The 21,823-nt window shown below is 43.3% G+C and carries 12 protein-coding genes; all 12 read left to right on the top strand.

Translation table 11 applies throughout. The features are described from left to right. Positions 1 to 60: 60 nt before the first annotated feature. The 12 genes from QNM16_RS05370 (at position 61) to QNM16_RS05315 (ending at position 21,716) form a co-directional block, all read left to right on the top strand. A complete protein-coding gene (locus QNM16_RS05370; protein ID WP_284019528.1) occupies positions 61 to 471 on the top strand; it encodes a hypothetical protein in 411 nt (136 codons plus the stop codon). 539 nt (positions 472 to 1,010) lie between these two features. Continuing rightward, positions 1,011 to 2,756: a phage tail sheath family protein gene (locus QNM16_RS05365; protein ID WP_284019527.1), complete on the top strand. Its 1,746-nt coding sequence runs from the start codon at positions 1,011 to 1,013 to the stop codon at positions 2,754 to 2,756. Between the two features lie 125 nt (positions 2,757 to 2,881). Next, a complete protein-coding gene (locus QNM16_RS05360; RefSeq protein WP_039609825.1) occupies positions 2,882 to 3,328 on the top strand; it encodes a phage tail protein in 447 nt (148 codons plus the stop codon). 48 nt (positions 3,329 to 3,376) lie between these two features. Continuing rightward, positions 3,377 to 3,838 (top strand): phage tail protein, encoded by a 462-nt coding sequence (locus QNM16_RS05355; RefSeq protein WP_039609826.1) that lies wholly within the window; start codon positions 3,377 to 3,379, stop codon positions 3,836 to 3,838. Positions 3,839 to 3,850: 12 nt separating this feature from the next. Beyond that, a complete protein-coding gene (locus QNM16_RS05350; RefSeq protein ID WP_284019526.1) occupies positions 3,851 to 4,096 on the top strand; it encodes a hypothetical protein in 246 nt (81 codons plus the stop codon). Positions 4,097 to 4,098: 2 nt separating this feature from the next. Then, positions 4,099 to 4,836 carry a CIS tube protein gene (locus QNM16_RS05345; protein ID WP_284019525.1) on the top strand — a complete coding sequence of 246 codons (738 nt, stop codon included), beginning with the start codon at positions 4,099 to 4,101 and terminating at the stop codon, positions 4,834 to 4,836. Position 4,837: 1 nt separating this feature from the next. After that, entirely contained in the window at positions 4,838 to 6,424 is a 1,587-nt protein-coding gene (locus QNM16_RS05340; RefSeq protein ID WP_284019524.1) for a phage baseplate assembly protein V, read from the top strand. Positions 6,425 to 6,437: 13 nt separating this feature from the next. After that, positions 6,438 to 6,839 (top strand): GPW/gp25 family protein, encoded by a 402-nt coding sequence (locus QNM16_RS05335; protein ID WP_063363957.1) that lies wholly within the window; start codon positions 6,438 to 6,440, stop codon positions 6,837 to 6,839. 156 nt (positions 6,840 to 6,995) lie between these two features. Then, positions 6,996 to 10,208 (top strand): baseplate J/gp47 family protein, encoded by a 3,213-nt coding sequence (locus QNM16_RS05330; protein WP_284019523.1) that lies wholly within the window; start codon positions 6,996 to 6,998, stop codon positions 10,206 to 10,208. A 101-nt stretch (positions 10,209 to 10,309) separates the two neighbouring features. Continuing rightward, positions 10,310 to 12,982 carry a hypothetical protein gene (locus QNM16_RS05325; RefSeq protein ID WP_284019522.1) on the top strand — a complete coding sequence of 891 codons (2,673 nt, stop codon included), beginning with the start codon at positions 10,310 to 10,312 and terminating at the stop codon, positions 12,980 to 12,982. Then, a complete protein-coding gene (locus QNM16_RS05320; protein ID WP_284019521.1) occupies positions 12,979 to 17,994 on the top strand; it encodes a hypothetical protein in 5,016 nt (1,671 codons plus the stop codon). The genes QNM16_RS05325 and QNM16_RS05320 overlap by 4 nt, the downstream gene beginning before the upstream one ends. Next, complete coding sequence (locus QNM16_RS05315; protein ID WP_284019520.1) at positions 17,994 to 21,716, top strand: contractile injection system tape measure protein; 3,723 nt, start codon at positions 17,994 to 17,996, stop codon at positions 21,714 to 21,716. The genes QNM16_RS05320 and QNM16_RS05315 overlap by 1 nt, the downstream gene beginning before the upstream one ends. The last annotated feature ends 107 nt before the right edge of the window (positions 21,717 to 21,823 follow it).

Raw genomic sequence — 21,823 nt, 5'->3', positions numbered from 1 at the left:
CAAGGGTGCGTATTAAGTTTTTGATACGTCAAATTACACCATAAATCGCTGAGTTATATAATGATTAAAATTTTGAACCATAGCACGGTTTTTAACTTGTTACTGGATAAAGGCGTGCTTGTTGTGCCAACAACAGGCCCTTTAGAAGTGGCTTCTAAAGGGCTAATTTGCCAAGGGGAGATAGCCGTTCAAGATGATATAGAGCAGTTTTTAGCTAAAAAAGTAAATATGTCGCCTTATATAAATGGGGCATATGCCGCGGGCGGCACAGTGACCTTCAGTGCAATTAACGATATCGTTTTATCCGAAGTGACATTTAAAGGCGGTGCGCCAATTGTACTGAAAGGCGATATCGTTTGTGCATTAAGTGTGATCCCCGCACTTAACCCGCAAGGGGTTCCAGATCCTGGGCCTCCAACTGAGCTAACTGTGAAATATGAGCCAACCCAGCCGATTGTTATCTCAAAATAAAAGACATTAAAGTGTATTAAAAATTTGTCGTGCAAAACCATGGGGTATGTGCATTTTTAAGACCTTGCTTAAGTTAACTTGCAATTTCAAGCTGGTGTACAACCCCCCTCTCAAAAACTGATTAATTTTTCTTTAAGCTATATTAACGCTTCAAACCCATCAATTTGTAATGCACTCCTTTCATTTATTCACAAAGCGCTTGATTTGAAAGAGTAATTTTTTATATCTCCAAAAATGCTTTAATCCCCAGTGATTTAGACTTTTATAATAATAACTTATAAAAAATCTATTTTAATTTTCACACCCTTCAGACCATGGCGTCATAGCAGTACAAATTAACAAATAAACACACATCAGCTGGGACTGATGTGGCGGAGCCGTTCTAAGGCTCTTCATTTTCGAGGCACAAAGAATAGGGTGGGTTTGTTCCCATTGATTTGCCACCTGACCTGCAATGACCGAGCAGCTTTGTGCCTCTTTTCACCTAATTCTTGCCAATACGGCTCTTTAGAATGTAATTATTAACGTAAGGAAAAACTATGCCTCAATATAAAACCCCAGACGTCTACGTCCAAGAGAAGTCAACTCTGCCTCCGTCAGTTGCAGAAGTGGCAACTGCTATCCCTGCCTTCATTGGTTATACAACAAAATTAGATGATGCAGGAAATGTAGCTTATTTAAATTCACCAGCACGCATCACCAGCATGGTTGAGTTTGAAGCTGTATTTGGTAGTGCCTACCAAGAAAGCTTTAAAGTTGCGCCGAAGTCGACTGGTGGCTTCAATGTCACTTCAGATGGTTCAATGTTAGCTGATGCATTTTTCTTTTTACACCAAGCAGTGAGTCACTTCTTTGCCAATGGCGGTGGTGCGTGTTATGTAGTTAGTATTGGCGCGCCAGACGCAGGACTTCTTTCAGAAGATCCAGTGACTGGTGAAATAAATCTGTTAGCTGAGCAAGCTGCAAAGTTTACAGCTGCTATCACACTACTAAACAAAGTCGATGAAGTAACGCTCATCTCTTGTCCAGAAGCGATTGGCCTGAGCACTGTTAAGCATTATGAAGTGCAAAATAAGGCGCTTGTTCATGCTGAAAAAAGAATGGATCGTTTTGCACTTGTTGACGTTCAAATGCAAGCAGATGCAGACAGCATTGACCCAATTTCAGATGACTCAAAAGCACTGAGAGCGGGTGCTACATTGGGCCTTAAATATGGTGCTGCTTACTACCCATATTTAACAACAACAATGGCACGTGCATATGATGCAAAGAAGGTAGTTGTTAAAACACCACTAACAGCACAAGCTTGGTGGCCAAAAGCGGCTTCACATGAACTCGTTTGTGTAGGTGACGACGGTACTTGGGCTGCAATTGGCCAAGATTACTTATATAACTCTGAAGGCGCGAACGACCCAACGGATGCAGCGTATGACCCTTCCGGCAATCGTTACCTAGTGCCAGAAACTGTCTTTGCAACAGATGGTACAAATTACTATCGTCTAACTGACGGTGAGCAAGTTGAACTAGCTGGCGGTGAAGTAACAGCTGCACCAGGCGGTTCTGCTATTACTATCTCAGATGATTTCGAATTAATTGACATCATGCTTCCAAAGCTACAACTTGCCGCAATCGGTGACCCTGCTTACCCATTCTCATCAGCTGATGTGTACAACCAAGTAAAAGCAGAACTTGGTAAAAACTACCTTGATTTACCGCCTTCACCAGCAATTGCAGGTGTGATGGCTAAAACAGATAAAGACCGTGGTGTTTGGAAAGCGCCAGCGAATGCTGCACTTGCACAAGTATTAATGCCTAAACTGGCAATTGATAATGCAGATCAAGAAAACCTCAACGTAGATGCGACTTCAGGCAAGTCTATCAATGCTATCCGTACATTCGTAGGTAAAGGGACGCTTGTTTGGGGGGCACGTACGCTTGCTGGTAACGATAACGAGTGGCGCTATGTATCTGTTCGTCGTCTATTCAACATGGTTGAAGAGTCAGTACAAAAAGCAACGCACTTCGCAGTATTTGAGCCAAATACACCATTCACGTGGTTAAAACTTAAGACCATGATTGAAAGTTATCTAGAAGGGCTTTGGCGCTCAGGTGCTTTCTTTGGTGAAACACCAGAGCAAGCATTTTTCGTCAACGTTGGCCTTGGTCAAACAATGACTGAAGATGACATCAACAATGGCTTAATGAACATTGAAATTGGCCTAGCGGCAGTACGTCCAGCTGAATTCATCGTTCTAACATTCTCTCATAAGAGCCTAGAAGGCTAATTAGTAACGCCTAAATGGCAATTAGCTAATCAAACATTGCTATTTGGCGCTGAGCCTTGGCGTCAAATAGATATTAATTATTACTTACAGCATGACTGTAAATACCGAATTTTTGGAGTTATTACATGGCTACTACTAAAGCAGATATCGCAGCAGAATATCCAATTCCCGTCTATCGATTTGTTGTCAGCTTCGGCGAAGAGAGCATTCCATTCTCAGAAGTATCTGGCCTAGACATCGGCGTTGAAACAATTACTTATAAAGATGGTTATGGCAAAAAACACATGCCCGGGCAACCAACAGACGTTAACATTACATTGAAGCGTGGTCTGGTTAAACAGAAGAGTCAATTCTACGATTGGATCTCTTCTATCAGCTTGAACCTAGTTGATAAAAAAGACATCACGATTTCATTGACGAATGAAGACAGATCTCAGCCACTTGTGACGTGGAAAGTGATCAATGCATTTCCTAAGAAGCTTACAGCACCTAGCATCAACGGTGGCTCTAACGAAGCCAGTGTTGAATCATTAGAGATGATGGCAGACGACATTAAGATTGAGTTCCATTAATTTTTAAATCTCTTTTAGGGCACGCAAGTGCCCGCTTAGGTGGCTAATATGTTTCAAGACCCTAGAACCCCGATGGTCGGGTATCGATTTTTAGTTGGTATTGTGGCCGCAGGTATTCCTAACCCCATTGATATTTTGTTCAAAGAAGTCAGCGGCCTGAAAATGAACCGCAGTATCGACTATACCAATAACCGTGTCAGTATCGCTAACCAAAAACAAGCGAAAACACTGACTTTAAAACGTGGTGTCTTTCAAGGTGGTAGTCCTTTGATGTTGCAAAATCTCGTATTTGGCGATGCTTGGAATACCTATTTGGTTAAAAATCAAATTTTGATCACCACCTTAGATGATAATTATTTACCATCGCAAGCTTGGCTCGTTCAAGATGCATTTTTAGAAAGCTGGGAGTGGGAGGGGATTGATGCGAGCAGAAATGATGTACTTATTGAGTCTCTTAGCTTTAGTTATCGCGATTTGGTGGCAGTGCCTATTCCTGGTGTGCCAGTGTGAGGAGCTAGATAGATGGAAGTTAAGTGTAACAATGTGCGCGTTAAAGCGCGGATCAGTGATGAGCAACCCTCCCAATCAGCAGCGGCAAATCCGAGTGACATGCCCAGCGAGGAAACGCAGCAGGTTCCTCAGTCTGAATATCATAGCAATGCAGTAAGTTGGTCCGAATTGCAAGACTTATTACACCAGTTAGAGTCAGATTTAAAACGACACATCGAATTTAGATTTGCACGCCAAGGTAAGGAAAAAAGGCCCTAATTATGAATAAAGCAGACGGCATTAACGCAAGTGGCTTACCACTTTGTAAAGTGACTTTTTATAAAAAAATTGAGCGTGGTGATGGCAATAAGTTGGGGGAGTTAACGCTGCCGTACGATCCTAAATCACTCAATGTCACTCATCAAAATTGTTTAAAAGACTCAAAAGCCATTGGCTCTGAAAGCGGCTCTGCGCGTTATCAAAAGTCCCCCCCATCAAGTTTAGCGATCACGTTTTTATTAGATGACACGATTATTGAAACACCCGCTCAATATGCAATGACGCTCAGCGGTGAAACCACCACTGAAGACAGCATTCAGGATATGCTTAAATACGGCCTCGCTGTGCAAGGTGAAACACACTTGCCTGGGTTTGTCACAATTATGCCGTTGAACATGGTACTCAACCATGGTGCCGATGGCGGCTTTCATGGCATGTTCAGTGATATTAACGTGATCACTGAATTGGTTAACGCCAAAGGTAATCGGGTCAAAGCTCAGGTTGTTTGTAATATCTCAGAGTGTTTATCTAGTAAAGAAATTAAGCTCAGAACAGGAAAAAGCTCGCCTGATTTAACGCACGAATTACAGTTTATGGATGGAGATACCCTAGTGTCAAAGGTGGAGTCCATATACGGCAAAGCTAACTATGTTCACCAAGTTGCAAGTGTAAACAGGCTGCCTTCGATCCGCAGTGCCAAGGTAGGTGACTACATTACTTACCCGCCATTGGAGCGATGAGATGGATATTCGTTACACGATACTAGTGGATGGCAGTGAAAAGAAACTGGAAGTTGGTGTCCGTGAAGTTATCACGCACCGTGGGCTTAACCAGATCTCAGAACTATCTATCCTATTTGAAGACGGCGATATGGCTGATGAAAGCTTTAAACTTGATTTAAACAAAGACTTTCAGCCAGGTAAGTCCATTGAAGTCAAAGCCGGTTTTGGCGAAGACGCGCAAATCACGCTATTTGTTGGTGTGATAACGGGTGGTAAAGTGGGTTATTGCAGTGAACCCTACCTTCAAGTGCTCGCTAAAGGTGAAGCCAACAAGTTATGCCAGTCTAAAATCAGCAAGCTTTACAAACCTGACTCGACTGACACAGATATTATCAACGATCTACTCAAACCTTGTGGCGGTAAAAAAACGGTCGCGGACAGTAAAATCAAACATTATCAGTATCTTATGGTTGAAAAAAAACCATGGGAAGTGATCATGAACCGCATATTGACAAATGGATTCGCCCTGTATGAGGAAGAGGGGATCAACATTGTTGATTTGACAACGCATACGCCTGCGGCAACGGAATTTAATGTCGCGATGGATGGCTGTACAGGGTTTGAGCTTTGTATGGACAATAGCTCCTACGCGCAAAAAGTTGATCACAGTGCTTGGGATATCAAAACCCAAGCTATGCTACTTGAAAATTATGATTCAGGTGAGAAAAAAGAAGGTGCGACCGCAGATGTAGTCATTAAATCGCAAGCACCGATTGATAAAGTCGAGTTGGCTGCCAAGGCCAAAGCAGAGCAAGTATATCGTTTACTAGATACGAGCCAAGGTCGTATTCAAGTTGATATGTCTGAAGCGACCGCTTTACATAAATTAAAGCTACTTGATGCAATCAAAGTATCGGGATCTGGGGAAAACAACAAAGCGGATTACATGGTGACAGAAATTCACCATCATTTAAGTAACCAAGGCTGGTTCTGTGAATTTACATTGGGTTTATCTTTAACTAAAAGTGGCTGGTCTAAATGGGCGGAGCTTTCGGCTACACCTATGTTGGTTGCCACTGTTGCGCCGTTTAAAGACGATAAAGAAAAGCTACATCGCATACCTATCACCTTAAATACACTAACCACGGAGCCAATTTGGGCAAGGTTATTAACCACCTATGTAGGTAAGGAAGAAGGATTATTTTTACCTCCAAACCCAGATACAGAAGTGCTGGTGGACTTTATTGGTGGTGATGCCAGACACCCTGTAATTGTCGGTGCCTGTCATAACCCTGTGGCCATTCCTCCTTTGGGTGGTTACAAGAAAGAATATGATGTTCGAGGACTGCTATTTAAGGAGCAAGCCACAGCACTGAAATTCACCTTTAAAAAGCCACATATCATTATGGAAGGCAGCAAGGATCACTCAATCTCTTTAGGAGAAAGCTCTGGTTATGCTTTATCTCAAAAAGATAAAGCAGGTATGACCGCTAAAACAGATGTTGTGATTAAAACACCAGACGATAGCCAGATAAAAATGGATAGCAAAATTACCATTGAAAGTGCAAAAGTCGAGGTGGCCACAGATAAAATGGAAATAGGATAACGAGGAGGCAAGTATGGACAATTCATTTTTAGGTCGAGGGTGGAGTTTTCCACCTAAATTTTCTAGCCCAGATGCAGGTCCTGATATGGACGAAGATGAAACACTGGTGAAGCAAGCCATTTCGGTTGCATTAAATACACTCAAAGGTGAACGTCCATACTGGAGTGAGCTAGGTTCGGGCTTATCAAATTTTGTATTTGAAGATGTCAGTGAGTCGGCGCTTGTAACGCTAAAGCAGGAAATTTCTGCGGTATTGCTAAATTACGAACCCAGGATCATCTTAGAAGATATTTCGTTCGATATGTCAGATGCATACGAAGGTGCACTACTGATTGAACTCACTTACCTGATCCGCAAAACGAACAGTCGCAGCAATATGGTGTTTCCTTTTTATCTCGCTGAGCAATCTGTATAAATCAGCATTTCTTACACCTAGGTTTTACAGTACTAGTTCATTTCATCCTCGCTCATCAAGCAAGACGCAGACCCGCACCGCTTCTTCTTTTGTTTAGGTTAATTTAACCAAGCAGCGCATTGGTATGCTCATAAATAACATTAATAAGGTAATCTCATGACTTTTAAGTCTCGTAGTCAATCACTTATCACAGGCAATGGGAAGGGGTTAAGTCAAACCGCACGGCAGATCCCCGAGCTTTCCAGTGAGTTTTTCAGCATCGAACCGCGTACAATTGAACTGTGGTTATCATATTTATCAACTGTAGCTGAGCAAACTCAGTTTATTGGTCAAGCCACTTGGAAGCCGGTACAAAGTTGGTACAAGGTGTTGCCTGAAGCTGACAAATTTGCTGCTTTGGCTAAGTTAATCGCTTCAGGACAGGGCGATGAACTCACCGTGCAAATTGCCAGTCGTCCAGATCTGGCGCTACTTTTGACGTTTGTTGATTTGCTACAGCATACTCAGCTGCAATTTAACGATTTTGTACAGCGCCATCTTGATCATTATTATCGTGACGTTTTGGGATTTGAATTATTGGCAGCCACCCCAGACTCAGCGCATGTTCTAATCGAGCTTAATGAGGTTGATTCTTTGACCTTACAGCCGGGTACACAGTTTGATGGTGGTAAGGATGATGACGGTGCAGATCGTGTGTATCAGTTGGCGCAGCCTAGCGCGATAAATCGAGCTGTGGTGGACACAGTAACGACGGTTAATAAAGCTAATTACAATAGTGGTGTGCAAATTTGTCGTAATGTTTTATTGGATACTGAGCAGGGCATTAAGCTTGAAAATAGCGCGATGACATTTGGTGACAACATAACCTCATCAGATCAATTGCCTGTTCAAATAGGGTTTAAGATTGCGTCACAAGACTTATTTTTAAATAGTGGTCAGCGCATCATTACGCTGCGTTTCTCTACCGATGAATTTGGTGAAAGCCCAATAGATTTATCCCTTTGGTTAGACAGTTTTGATATCTGGCTCAGTACCGCAGAAGAAGCCGTGCAATTGGATTCAGGGCAGTTAACACTCAATGGTGAGAATGAGCTGGTTATTCATGTTGATGAGTTATTTGCGCCGATTGCACCCGTATCAGATATCATGATTGGCCAAGATAAAACCTTACCTTATATTGCATTTATACTGAAGCAATCCAAATACGATGCTTTATATGCGCTGGATCTTGAAAAGCGCGAAGAGGCATTGGCAAATTTAACCGTTAATGAAATTCAAGAAGTGCGCATGGCGGTGACTGTATTGGGCGCCAGTGGCCTGATAGCCAACAATGGCATTGGCTTTTTAGATACAACCAAACCTTTTGAACCGTTTGGCTATTCACCTCAGTTAGCCGACAAGTTTGAGTTCACTCACCCTGAGCTTTTGTGCAAACGTGTTACCCGAGCCAGCATTGAATTCAATTGGGTTGGCAGGCCGGCGGATTTCGATAGTCACTACCAAACTTACTTGTCATATAAAAATATCACCACACCACCAGCAGACCCGCTTCAGGCTGCTGATGAGTCTTGGCCAAGAAACCAAGTAATGATTTCACAATCGGATGAAACTTATTCAAGTGATCAACATAAAGTAGTGGCGGATCTGTTTTATAACGACACGGTGTGGCAACTGAGTAATGAGGAACTGACGTCGCAAGAGCAGACCTTGGTAGTCAATGACAGTGCCAACACCTTACCTGATGTAGTAAATAATATCGCAACAAACCGCTTGGTGTTTAGTTATGATGATGACAATGGTGAAATAGATTATTTATCTTTGCCATTTAATCTGACACAGGCGAAACATTGGCCTAAATGGTATACGTTAGCGCTTTCAAATCAAGATTTTGGTCATCCGCAGTATATCAAGGTCGCTGAATATTATGCGTTCCAAAATAGTGTTAAACTGGCAAATTGGAACCCTGCAGATGGCGACTTTATGCCAACGCAGGTGCCAGAGCCTTACACACCCTTATTAGATTCCGTAAAATTACATTATCGCACGCAAAGTATTTCACGGGCGCAAAGAACAGCCATCGGGAACTCAATTTGGATTGAGCATATCTCACCCATTGGTAGACAGCTACAAATATTAGAAAACCAAAACACGGTTCACTTATTGCCGCAAATAGACGATTTAGGGTATTTATACATTGGCCTTGGAACACTACCAACACCAGGGCAATGCAGTGTGTTGTTCCAACTTGAAGCCGTTGATGGGTTTAACTTTAGTGACTCCCCAGAATTTAAGTGGGAATACTACAATCAAGGTCAGTGGCACCACTTCAGCCGAGAAGACTCCCAAGGAAGTGGTGAAGAAGGGCGGATCTTACAAGACAATACCTATGATTTGTTGGATTCTGGGATCATTATCTTCTCTTTACCGGAATTTGATTTAGACGATCAATTTAACCAAGACGGCAAGGTTTGGATAAGAGCCGTGATTGACTCGGATGTGTTGCAAGATAAATATGTCAATCCCATCTATTCAAAGCTAAAAGGTGTTTATGCTCAGGCCGTTCAAGTCACTTTAAGCTCAACTGAACATGCACAATCTCATTATTTGAAACCACTCGAAGCGGGCAGTATCAGTAAATTAACGGTTACTGATCCGCTCATCGCATCGATTGAACAACCTTTTGAAAGCTTTGGTGCCAAGGTAAAAGAAGATGATAGCCGACTGTATCGCAGAGTGAGTGAGCGTTTAAGGCATAGAGACAGACTTTTAACTGGCTGGGACTATGAGCACTTTGCCTTGCAAGCGTTTCCCGAGTTGCACTCTGTGAATGCATACCAAACAGAAGAAGGCGTTAATATCACCGTGATCCCATTGAATCATGATGTTGATATTTTACAACCTAAAGTACCGCGTTACTTAATGCGCAAAATACAAGACGAAGTTGAAGCGCGCTGTGCACCATATCTTAATGTAAAGGTTGAAGATCCAACGTATATCGAAGTGCAGCTTGAGGTCATCATTCAAATAGATCCAAGGTTTGATATTCAGTCCACGGTTATAGAGCTCAATGATTTGATTGTCGATACTTTAACGCCATGGAATAAACCAGATGCTGAATTGTCGCAAACTATCTTCCTCGCAAATGTAGCGCAGGCTTTAGAAGCTCACCAAGCTGTGAATATGGTACAGGTCATACGGGGCATGAAAGTCGGCGAGAATATTAAGCACTATGCCCAAATTTCGCCGAATGATAACAGCGAAATTCTGGTACCGACTCGCAATCATAAAATCTCATTGACCAATGTTGACGGTGATGTATTTGAAGGGATCGGTAAGTGGAAAATTCAGCATAACTTTGTTGTTCAGTAAATCAATTCAGTAATTAAAGCAGCGTTAAACCCATAAAGCGTTTCACAGTCTTGAGGGTTTGACGTCATCTCCCATATCGACTTACTTTCCAAAGGAAAATCATGGAAACCAATGCACTGAAAATTGCTTCAGATGCCTTGTTGCACTCTGGGCAAAACCTAGACGAGCTGCGAGAACAAGGTATAGCGCAATTACAAAAGCTCGCGCCAGAGACTTGGAGCGATCACAACGTATTTGATCCGGGCATTACCTTACTTGAAGTACTGGCCTTTGTGCTTTCGGACCTCAGTTATAAGCTTAATTATTCCGTTGAAGATTTAACCACGCCAACGCCTGATGAAGCGTCTGCGGTGACACAGTTTTTATCGTCAGAGCAAGTCATGTTCAGCCACTGCGTCACGCTTGCAGATTATCGACGATTATTACTAGATATTCCGAGTGTAAAAAACATCACGATAACTGTGCGTGATGAAGGTCAAAGCGGCGCGATTATGTTTGACTTAGTCGTACAGCCTGTGCCAAATAGCCCCGTATCAGAAGAAAGCCTGCGCCACCAAGTCCATAGCGCGTTTGCTAATGCGCGATGTGTGACACATCAGCTTGGCAATATTGAGTTTTATAAGTCGGTACCTGTGCATTTGGGTATGAACCTTGTGCTCCAAGATGCAGATGACTTGGTACAAGTCATGGCTGATATTCTGAGTAAAGTGGCGCTTGAAATTTCACCTAATTTACCGCGTTACTCCGGGGAGCAACTGCGAGAAAAGGGCATGTATGTTGAAGATGTCTATGTTGGGCCATTACTAAAGCATGGTTTTATTCTGGATAGCGACTTAGAAAATACGCCAGTAAAAAAACACCTGTATAGCTCAGATATTTTAGATGCGCTGCGCAATCACCCTAACATTGAGCAAGTAGAAGAGTTCCGATTTATTGTCGGCAGTGGCTCGCAACCGGGTTATGACTATTGGCAGGTTGAAATACAAGACTTAGAGCCCGAGTCAGTTAATTTAGCACCTGAGCTTGGCTTTTTGACTGAGCAGTTTTTTGATGCCATTTCAATAGTAATTGAAGACCAAAGTTATGTACTTGATGACCAAGAAATTGAGCAAATAAAGCAATTGGTCAGTGAATACATTTTGGAGCAACCGACTGGTAGCATTGCTCAGGTGGTGGCTGAAACTGAAGACTATTTATCATTAAGCCAATACCGCTCTTTGCAGCATGAACTACCAAAAGTGTATGCCGTTGCAGATCAATCGCTAAGCCGAGATATCGATTCAGAACAAAAAGCACAGCTACTGCAATTTAAAGGGTATTTACACCTTTTCGATCAAATTTTAGCAGATCAACACAAGCAATTAGATGTACTGCCACACATTTTAGCTTTACCACAGTGCGAACATTTTGAACGTCTAGGCCAAATAATGGATCGCATGCTGGCCAGCGAAGCGCTGTCACAAACTTTACTTGATGAGTTTTGGCACCGAGTAACGCTGCTGCCACACACCCAGTTGAGTCAAGCTGTTACGGGAATAAGTGGTGTTAATCACTTGGTAAAGCGGGCACTAGAGGACTATGAGCAAAGTGGCTTACAGCAACAATTAGAAGCCGACTTTTCAATTGTTCAACTGACACGATTAAATGACAGCCTAGCGCATTTATTGGCGCGATTTTCGGTCAAGTTACCCAATGCCAACTTGCTGAAGTATCGTGAGGTTTTTGGTTTTTATGTTCATATCATTGGTGCTTGCCACCAAGATCCAAATGATCAAGATGACTTATTATTGCGCTTGGTACTTTTACGTCAGTACATTGATAAGTGTCGGTTATTGACAGAAGTCGGCTTACTGGGGGAAAACCGTTGTCGTGGCTTCGACTATTTATCCAAGGAACCCAAAACGGACCATCTTGCAAGTCTAAGTCGCTTAATTATGCGTAACCTTGGTTTTTCGCACCAAGGGCAAATGCCACTGGCAACCCATAACAGAGAAAGCTTCTACCTACTTGAAAGCGACTTGCTCACCAGCGCCACAACAGGTCACTTGTATTGTGTGTTGCCGAATTGGACAACTAGACTGCAAAACCCGGCATTTAGGGTGTTAGTTGAAAGTCAGGTTGCTAAGCACAGGCCGCTACATTTATCCGCTGAGTGTATTTGGCTCACGCGAGAGCAAATGAGCTTATTTGAGCGCTTGTATTTTGGATGGCTCAATTTTTATGGTCAGGCGCAACGTGAACGATTTGCAGATGGGCAAGCGCATATTGCCAGTGTTGCACAAGATATTGGTGGCCTGCTTGAGACTTTAGCGATATCAGATCCACAAGACATGATTAAGCTCATTATCAATTATGTGCTCGCAAAACCTCAGGGAATGGAAGTACTTGAAGCATACCTGATACAGATATTATCTGAATATGCCTGCGAACCACTTCCTGAAGGCATCGAAATAGATGAGCAAACATACGCTTTAGTCCATGCTGCTGTTACGCGGATAATTGATGATAACAGTACACTTTACCCTGATGGTTTTAGTGCTGACCAAGTACTTTATTTAGCAACACAGCTTTGCATTGACCACATTTGTACACCCAATGCATTTGCACAATCAAACAATACCAGGTTTACGGTTGGGTATTCACCACTGCCGTTTCTTAAACCCATTTTGCCTGTGTCTTTTTCACAAATTAACTCAAACACCGCGGTGGTTTCGAAATTTATCGTGGCAACCAGCGTGCCAAATCGTATAGATCCTGAAGGAAACGAAGAATGAACAAAGTCAGTGACCAAGAAGTGTTAGTCGAATGTGACCAAACATCCATAGTAACTAAGCGCAGCCGCGCTGAATTAATTGAAAAGTTTGACGACCTCAAAACGCCTACTGGGGATGATTTTGAGTCACTCATTCGCTCCGGTTTTAACCAGATAGACGATCCTATCGCTGTAGTGAAAAATGCAGATGCACAGGAAATTGCCGTCACGTCACCGTTAACCGTCAGTCCTGATGGTGAGACTGAGTGTTTTAGAGTCGATACAGATGCGGTAAAAATTAGTCATGATGTGGTCGTGTCTGCATCAGACAGTGAAAGTAATGTATTGACTGCTGACGCACAAAGTGTCTCCATTTATGACAAAGTCGAAGTGCTACCTGAGTCAGAAGAGGTATTGCATGTTACAGGTAGTGCTAAGTTAACTCAAGGTATCAAGTCGCAAACTGCGGATATTAATCAGCACTTAAGAGCAGGTGCGTTATCTGTCAGCAAAGGGACAATAAAAACATTGGAAGCGGGCTTGGATGATGATGACAATCCAAAAGTCACGGCTTATGGTGATGTTGAAGTAAACGCAGATGTTAACGTTGAAGGCAATGTTCAAGCAAACTCTATCTCTGTGACAAATGACATTAGCATGAGCGGTAATACCTCAACGCAAATGTTATCGGTCGAGGAGCGCACCATGCTACTCGGTGAGCTGAGTGCGCAAAATGCAATCTTTGCAGGGCATGTAGAAGCGCCTATGTTAGGGGTTGGACTAGATGAAAATAGCACCTTGGCCAAACTACATATCGGCAAGCGCTCATCAGATACCAGTGATTTATTCCGAGTTGATGACCTAAATCAAGACAATACGCCATTTATTATTAACCCAGAAGGTAAAGTGGGTGTGGGTACCAGTGTGCCTAAAGCGCGCTTCCATGTTGCGGACTCGGTGCTAGTTGGACAAGATAAAGATCATCCTCACATTGCATTAAATGAAGATGGGCACGCACATTTCTCTGGCACTGTGCGCATAGAGCAAGCAGCGGACGTTGCAGGTAATTTGAACGTAGAAAGTGATGCGTATATTGATGGGATGTTGTCGATTGGCTCAGAAACACCTAATGCGAAAGTGGATATTCAAGCAGGTAGCGGAGACTTACTGAATATTGGCGATGGCAATACGAATTTAGTCAAAGTCACTAATATGCCGCTTGCGGGTGAGCAGTCAATCAATATGTTCGCGCATACATATGTTGCAGATGACTTAACAGCCACGGGGCAAGTGAACGCAGAGACAGCGCAGATTGCGGATACGTTAACTGCTGGCAGCACGGAGCTTAACGATCTAACGATTAATCAAGATGCACAAATTAACGGGCAAACACGCACACGTCAGTTGCAAGTAGGTGAAACACCTAGTACTCCTGTGCAAACAGATGCTGGTGCGCTTATTAACACGACGCTTGATGTAAAAGATCACGCTACGTTTAATTCAATCCATGCAAGCAACAGTATCATCACTGACACGCAGCTTAGTGCAAGCGAGGGTGTTGTAAAGGATAATCTAACCGTGGGTGAGCAAGCGGTTAATTCATCAGCAACACTTACTGTTAAAAGTACGGCGATAAATGAGCCATCGTTACTTGTTGCTGACAAGGAAGGAAACCCATTACTACGTATTGATAATGATCAGGCCGTGATGGGCAGTGCAGCTCAAGAGCAAACATTGACTGTGAAAGGCAATATCATAACGCCAGAACTCACGGTATCGGATGAGGCGACTATTCATCAAGCTGACGTCAGTGAACATGTGGTTATTGCATCGAGTGCTTTACAAAGTGATTGGACGACGGGTGCGAAATTGGGTGTGCTGGCACATAATGGTCAACCACAAAGTGTCGACATCAGTTATTTTGATGGGCTTAACACCACGTCTGTTATGAATGCAACGGGCAGGCAGATTGGTTTATTCCAATCAAGTCCTCAGCAAAGCCTACATGTTGGCGAAAATGCGCTGTTTGATAAAGATATCACGGCGCTCAAAGGCGTCTATGTTGCCAATGAAAGCAGTGAGTTTGGCGGCTTTAGCGCGTCGTTAATGCACACCCAAGTGGGCAGCGAGCAAAAATCTGCCAATTTTGATGTGTATGGTAATTCGCAGCTATTCGGTGAGTTTTCTATCGTTGAAAACGAACATGTGGCAGTGAACTTTGCAAGTAGCCAGTTAGCATTAACTCAGTTATCACAAAGCCCAGTATTTAAAATTACTAATCAGACGCAAGATGCAGAAATATTGGCAGCAGCGGGTCAACTTGCCATTAATCAAGCAATTCCAACAGATGGCGTTAATTTTGCTGTCACAGGTCTTGCTGATATTACAGGCCAATTAACCATTAAAGATACAGGCACCGCTTTAATAGTGGATGGCAAATCTAAATTATTGGGTCATGCTGAGCTGAAAAATGGCATGCACGTCAGCGTGACCAATAACTCTGGCGATGTGCAACGAGCGGCGTTATTTGTTGCGGGTCAGTCACAATTGGAGGGAGAGCTTCTTGTTTCAGAGAATGTGCAACTGGATGCTGATCTGACTGTTGATGGTAACAGTGACATTAAATCAAATCTGCAGGTAGGGCGCAGCGCTCAAATCGGAGAGAATTTATCTGTTGCAGGTGAACATTATGCTGGTGGCAGTGTAGAAATTGAGGGCACAGAAGGTCGAGATGCACTGACTGTAAATAATGATGCCAGCTTTAGAACAGACGTAAATGTTGCGGGCAACTTGTCTTTGGCTCCTTATCAAGCCACGGCGAGAGTTCACATTTGCGAAACAGACCAACAAGCGCTTCGTATTGATGACCCTAGCGGCGCAGCACAATTGGTATTTAGTCATGGAAACTTAGGCCTGGGTGTTGAGCGCCCAGATTATATTCTCGAGGTCGGAGAAGATGCCTGCTTTAGAAAAGACCTCGCTGTTAATGGACGAGTGGAAATAGACGACAGCCTGCATGTTAATGAATACGCAAGCTTTAGAAGCAACGTGAACGTATACGGTACGTCAGAGCTACAGGGTGAAACAAGGATTGGTTTGGCAATGCATGCCTCTGATGAGGAGGCCTCAACCACACGCCGCAGTGCTCAATTGAGTGTTGATCAAAATCACTTTGAGTATGGCCTAGCGATTTATAACAAAGGCGTCAACCCGATTGTATTTAAAGATGGTAAAGTGGGGATCCGCAATGCGCAACCAGAAGTAGAATTGGATATTCTGGGTGATATTAAGGTTGAAGGAGATATCGAGCTCAATGGAGTGCTACGCGGTACTGGTCTACTTGAGTGCTTAGATGGCGCGAAAATATTAGGCGATGTTGAACTGCGCTCAGATTTAACTGTGTATGATGACGCGCTGTTCAAAGATACAGTAACTATCGAAGGCCTGACAACGATTGAGCGTAAATTAAACCTGCTGGCCGATGCTGACTTTGCAAAGAGCTTACACCTAGGTGAAGAGTTGACGGTTCGAGGTAATGCGTTCTTCAAAGAGGCGGTTCACTTTGATAAAGACACGACGGTGCGTGGCAGCTTAGTGGTTGAAGGGCTCGATGCTGCAAATCAAGTTGTGTTTAAGCCGCATGTGGATATCCACAGCCATCTGGCAGTGAAAGGGGAATCAAACTTTGGCAGTGATACCCATGTAAAAGGCAATTCTTTCGTCAGTGGTTCAATACAAGCAGCTAAATTAGTCACAGAGCACAGCCTCAAAGTTGGCGAATCCCATAATGACAGCGCTATGGTGGCAGTAAACACCAGTGAAGGTGAATCAGCACTTGATGTCGCAGTGCGTGGCAATTCTGAGCTTATTGTTGATGGCAACGCGAATGTGGGTATTGGTTGTAAAGTACCTGAACATAAATTAGATGTACGTGGAGATGTTCGAGTATCGGACACATTGACCGTGGAAGGTGATTTGTTGCTTGAAAGCAGGCTTCACTTGCAGCAAGGCGCAGAGATTTTTGGTGACTGTGCTGTAGAAGGTCAAATTGCACCCGCGCAATTGCAGCTTCCTGAAGGGCCGCATATTGAGGCGATATCTCCAGATTGTGAGCTTGGCGGTGAAATGGCGTCTGACAACGTCCTTGCCACGCAGGCTGCAGTGAAAGCGTATGTCGATGAGCATGCATGGCGCTTTGGTCGCGGCAAAAAGGTTGTAGCAATTCACAACCAAGAAGAGTTTGACGAAATCTTCTCTAGAGACTGTTTGCATAACATGACCATCTTGTTGTTCCCGCACAACGGTCATCGTCAGGTTTCAAGAGCCTATAAGCTGAAAAACTCCGTTGAAGTGGGATCAAACCTGAGCATTGTCGGTTTTAATGAGCGAGAAACTCGTATTGTAAAAGCCCATGCAGGTTGCCGTTTCCTTATTCGCGGTGACAGAGATTCGATGGTAAAACACGTTGAGATGCATGGTTTCACGTTTGATGGTGCGATTCATGAAGTATCCAGAGAATTGAGTGCTTATGAAGGCAATGGTGGCGCGTTTAATTTGCGCTATGCAGATCAAATACAGCTTAATTGTGTGATTGAAAACCATGCCGTCAGTGGCGATGGTGGTGCAATTTATGGTGAAGATGTAACCAACCTGACTGCCAATAATGTTCGTAACTGCCGAGCTGGCCGCCAAGGTGGTGCTGCTTATGGCTTGAGGTATGCACAGATTAACGCCGAAAATTGTCAAGCTGAGCGCGGCGGTGCGGTTGCTCACTGTGATGACAGTGAAGTGGTTGCGATTAATAACGCAGCACAACTACACGGTGGCGGTGCGTATAAGTGTCAAAACTTAATTTGTAAAGGGTTCTGGCGACGCAATACTGCACAACAAGGTGAGGGTGATCACATCTTCAGTGTGGGCTGTTATCACCTAGAAGAGCAGGAAGAGCACCATGGTGACTACTTGTGGCATGCGGTTTATTTGGACAGGCCACTAAATCACTCGCGTTTCTTCTGGCGCAATGACCACATTTAATGATGAGGTTAGCAATTGGTCAAATAGGGGCTGAATTAGAAGCCCCTGCACATCTGGTGAACTCAGGTCAGCATCGTATTGCTGACCTAGAGTCACTGTTTAAAACTTGGTTATCTAAGGAAATAAATCGACTCCAAATTGATTTACCGTCCATAACTTTGCCGATGGGTTCTGTGACGCTAAGTGATCTCGAAATTGTGTTACCTGACATTGATCTACACAGATTACAAAGCGACCCAGAGAGCTATTTCAAAGCTATTTTTCAGCCGGCTTTTAATGTCGCCTTGGCGCAGCAGTTAAGTGACTATGTGCGTCAATTACCTAAAAATAATTACGCACTGGCAGCGCCGCTTTTTGGTGAGTTAATCGCGCACGGTAAAACAGCTGTGTCAAAACAGGCCATGTTGGATGTTGTCAAAGCATGCGAGCTGAGTTTGCATCATCGCCCTTTACAATTTTTAAGTTTGGTAGATAGCGCAGAATGGCCAAGCTTGCGCAAGCATGTTATAGACGCATTTTATAAGGATGAGGCACTTTTAGCAGCATCACTTGCAGTGATCAGTGAAGGAGTTATTTCTAGTCGTTCAATGGCGTTTTTAACTCGATTATCTGAGTCAGAGCATTATCAATTGTGGCTCGACATTGAGTTACTGAGAAGTGCATATGCATCAAGTCTACATACTCGTCAAAGAAGCTTAGCCCTGCTTGTGCAAAGCTATCAATTTTATAAAGAGCATACCGCGTTTAACGAAACGGTTCGAGAAAGTGTCGCTAATTCAATAAAAACAAAGCCGACTATTTTTGGGGCCCTGAGTACCTGGTTTGCAGTAAAAGGCCAAGCGGTAATAACGACTAAAGATTGTAAATCACTATTAAATGTGCTGAAAAAGGTAAGTAGTAAAACAAAGGCATTACCTCATTATCGAACCAATTTCGCGCCATATCATTCAGGTGCGCTGACACAAGTGTTGGAACATCGTGGTACAGGTCTTGACTTACCGCAACAGACGGTAGAAATCGTCGAGCAAGGCACACCTTATCTATTAGCCCAAATCAGAGGCGCGCTAGGTGGAGGTTGCCGACAAACTATTCGTGCGCTTGAGCGTTTAATTCAACTTTTGGCTGCTCAAACAAGCTCAGGAGAGTTGCCATATTTGAGCCAAATTCACTGGCGTCAATTTATCGCTAAATACGACATCGAGCAAACATTACCCGTATTAGTAAGAGCGCCTATTCAGCGATTATTGGCAGCAATGTTATTGGCTGAAAGTCCATATGACAGAAATCATAGAGCAAGCAATAGGGTAATTCATCTAATTGCTCGTGAACGCAAAGCGATAGAGCACACTGCGGCAGAGTGCAATTGGGCACCTAAGCAATCACCAAAATATGCACGACGTATTTTTGCGCTACTCTGTCAAATCACCAATATACCATCGCAATTTATTGTTCAGTTCAATCATTACTTTACAAATGTGTTTGGTAGTAAAGGAAGTGACAGCACTAAAGAAGAAGTGGTGGTATATAGCGCCTTGCTTGAGCAAGTGCATGCATGGCTGAGTAATGAATATGAGCGAATTGAACAGCGGAAATCGGGCTTTCAGCTTACGGATTTTAGTAATGAGTCTGTAGGAGTTGAGCAACAACAAGAAAACACAGATATCGAGTCAGGTAAGAGCACCGCAAATGAGCATACAGCACTGCGTGATTCTGCAGAGCATATGCTGAGTGAGGTCAGTTATTTTGAGCCATCTATGCGTGTTGTATTTGATGGCAAGCAGCGAGCAAAATTAGAGCAAATTGAGCTGCTGCAATTAGAATTAACGCTGTCTGTCTTATTACCGCAAGTGGATGAAACGCAGCAGTTAATTGTTCGAAGTGACATGTTTGAGGCCAGTGCGACAAAATTAAAGCAGCTTATTGCAAGCCAAACAAAGCGCATAGGGCAAATTGAACACAGCTCATTAGCCGAACAGTATGCTAAATCTAAGCTAAACCACCTTGATGCTCAAACTCAGGTGTCGGTTGTAAACAATTTACTGAGTACGTTGGCGCAAGTTTGTGAAAAGCTGGGACAGATAGTCAATCACATCAGAATGATGCAGCAAAGTACTCTACACTCAATAGGTACAAACCAAACCAATGACTTGTTGTTTGATGCACACAAGCAATCAGCCAAATACGTGAGCAGGAATGAGGCTGGTGGGCTACCAGACGCGGGCGTTGAAACGCAAGATCCAAAATCAGATAAGCCAATAGCTCCCTCTGGGCTTGTTCTCGCTCGAGAGTTGGTAATGGTCACTCAGTTGAAGCGTTATATGACTGCGCTGCAACAAGTGATCTCAGCCAGCCAATTGGGAATTCAATTGCATGCTTGCCATGAGGTGGTGGTTAAATTGCTGTCTTATGTGCACAGTTGGAAAGCTTTATTTCCAGTGGATTTAGTATCACCTGCAGGCAAAGAGGCACAACAACTTTTAAGTTCAGTGGTGTGGACGTTTGATGGTATTAGAAAAAAGCTATATGCGCTAAACCCCTATTTACCAAGCCAATTACAAAAGTCATCAATGTGGTGGGTGTCTTTGCTTGATGAGCATCAGCTCGACCAAAAAGATACTAAAGATACAATAGTGCAAGATAGTTTAAATGCAGTCATCACAAGGGAGGCTGATAATCAAGCTGAGAGTGACGGCTCCCCAATTTCACCTCAGAAAAATAGTAAAGAGCACCTGGATTATGCTCTGCAGTCAATTGGTCAGCTGCGCTCGGCAAAGACACTAGAAGAAGTAAAAAATCAGCTTGTATCTTATGAATTACATAAAAGAGACGTGAAACACACTTTGGATAGCAGTGCAGTTGCTCAGCCAGAGAGCGAATTAGAGGGCAACACATTATTACCGCTGCCTAAACAGCAACTTGAAGCCAGGTTATCTAAGTCTCAACAAAAGTTCGAAGCCAGCGCTTTAGATAAACGCTTGCAGCTATCTAACACTAGTCACGAGGACATTGAAACTGTATCGCATGTTAATGATAAAGAGGCGCCTCCACTTTTAGCGCGAAGTACAAGCAAAGTGCTTAAAGGGCTGACTCTACAAGTTAATAAACAGCGTAATAGACTCGCCAACTTGAATGCACAAAATATTAAGACACACAGTGAGGCAGCATTGGCAGAGCTGAAATATCATTATCAGCAGTCTTCTGAGCACTTTATCAGTGTCGATGCTGGCGTTGTTTTACTTTGGCCGTTCTTAGAAATTTTATTTAACAAATTAGCGTTACTAGACAATGTGGATGAATCTGGCATGTCATTTGAGAGCGAAGCTTCGCAACACAAAGCGCATGCGTTGCTTTGCGACCTCGTAGGAATTGATGACGGTGAGGCTGAGACTTTTGTTATTAACGCGCTGCTCGGCTTACCTCTTGAACATAGATACGAAGAGCAAGCCACAATAAGTGAACAGGAACGTGATGAAATTACAAACATGGTAAATGCAGCAATAAGCCGCTGGGAAGCCTTAAAAGGCATGCCAGCTGATGCGTTTAAATCCATGTTTTTACAAAGAGCAGGTGAAGTCAAATTGACCGCAAATGGTGTTTGCATTGTCATCGATAGTAAACCTCAAGATATTTTGCTTATGAAGCTTCCGTGGGGGTTAGGGATTGTTCAACTTCCTTGGCTGAATAATGACTTAATCAATATTGAATGGCAGTACGGCTTTTAAATTGATTCAACTCACAACAAAAAATCCAGAATAAAACTTAAAACGAAGACACATTATATGGCAAATGATGTGTCTCAAACCCAAGACCAATTATCAAATGGACTCGC

The sequence above is a fragment of the Pseudoalteromonas umbrosa genome, assembly GCF_030125375.1.
Lineage (GTDB): Bacteria > Pseudomonadota > Gammaproteobacteria > Enterobacterales > Alteromonadaceae > Pseudoalteromonas > Pseudoalteromonas umbrosa.
This window is presented reverse-complemented; position numbering and strand designations above follow the sequence as displayed.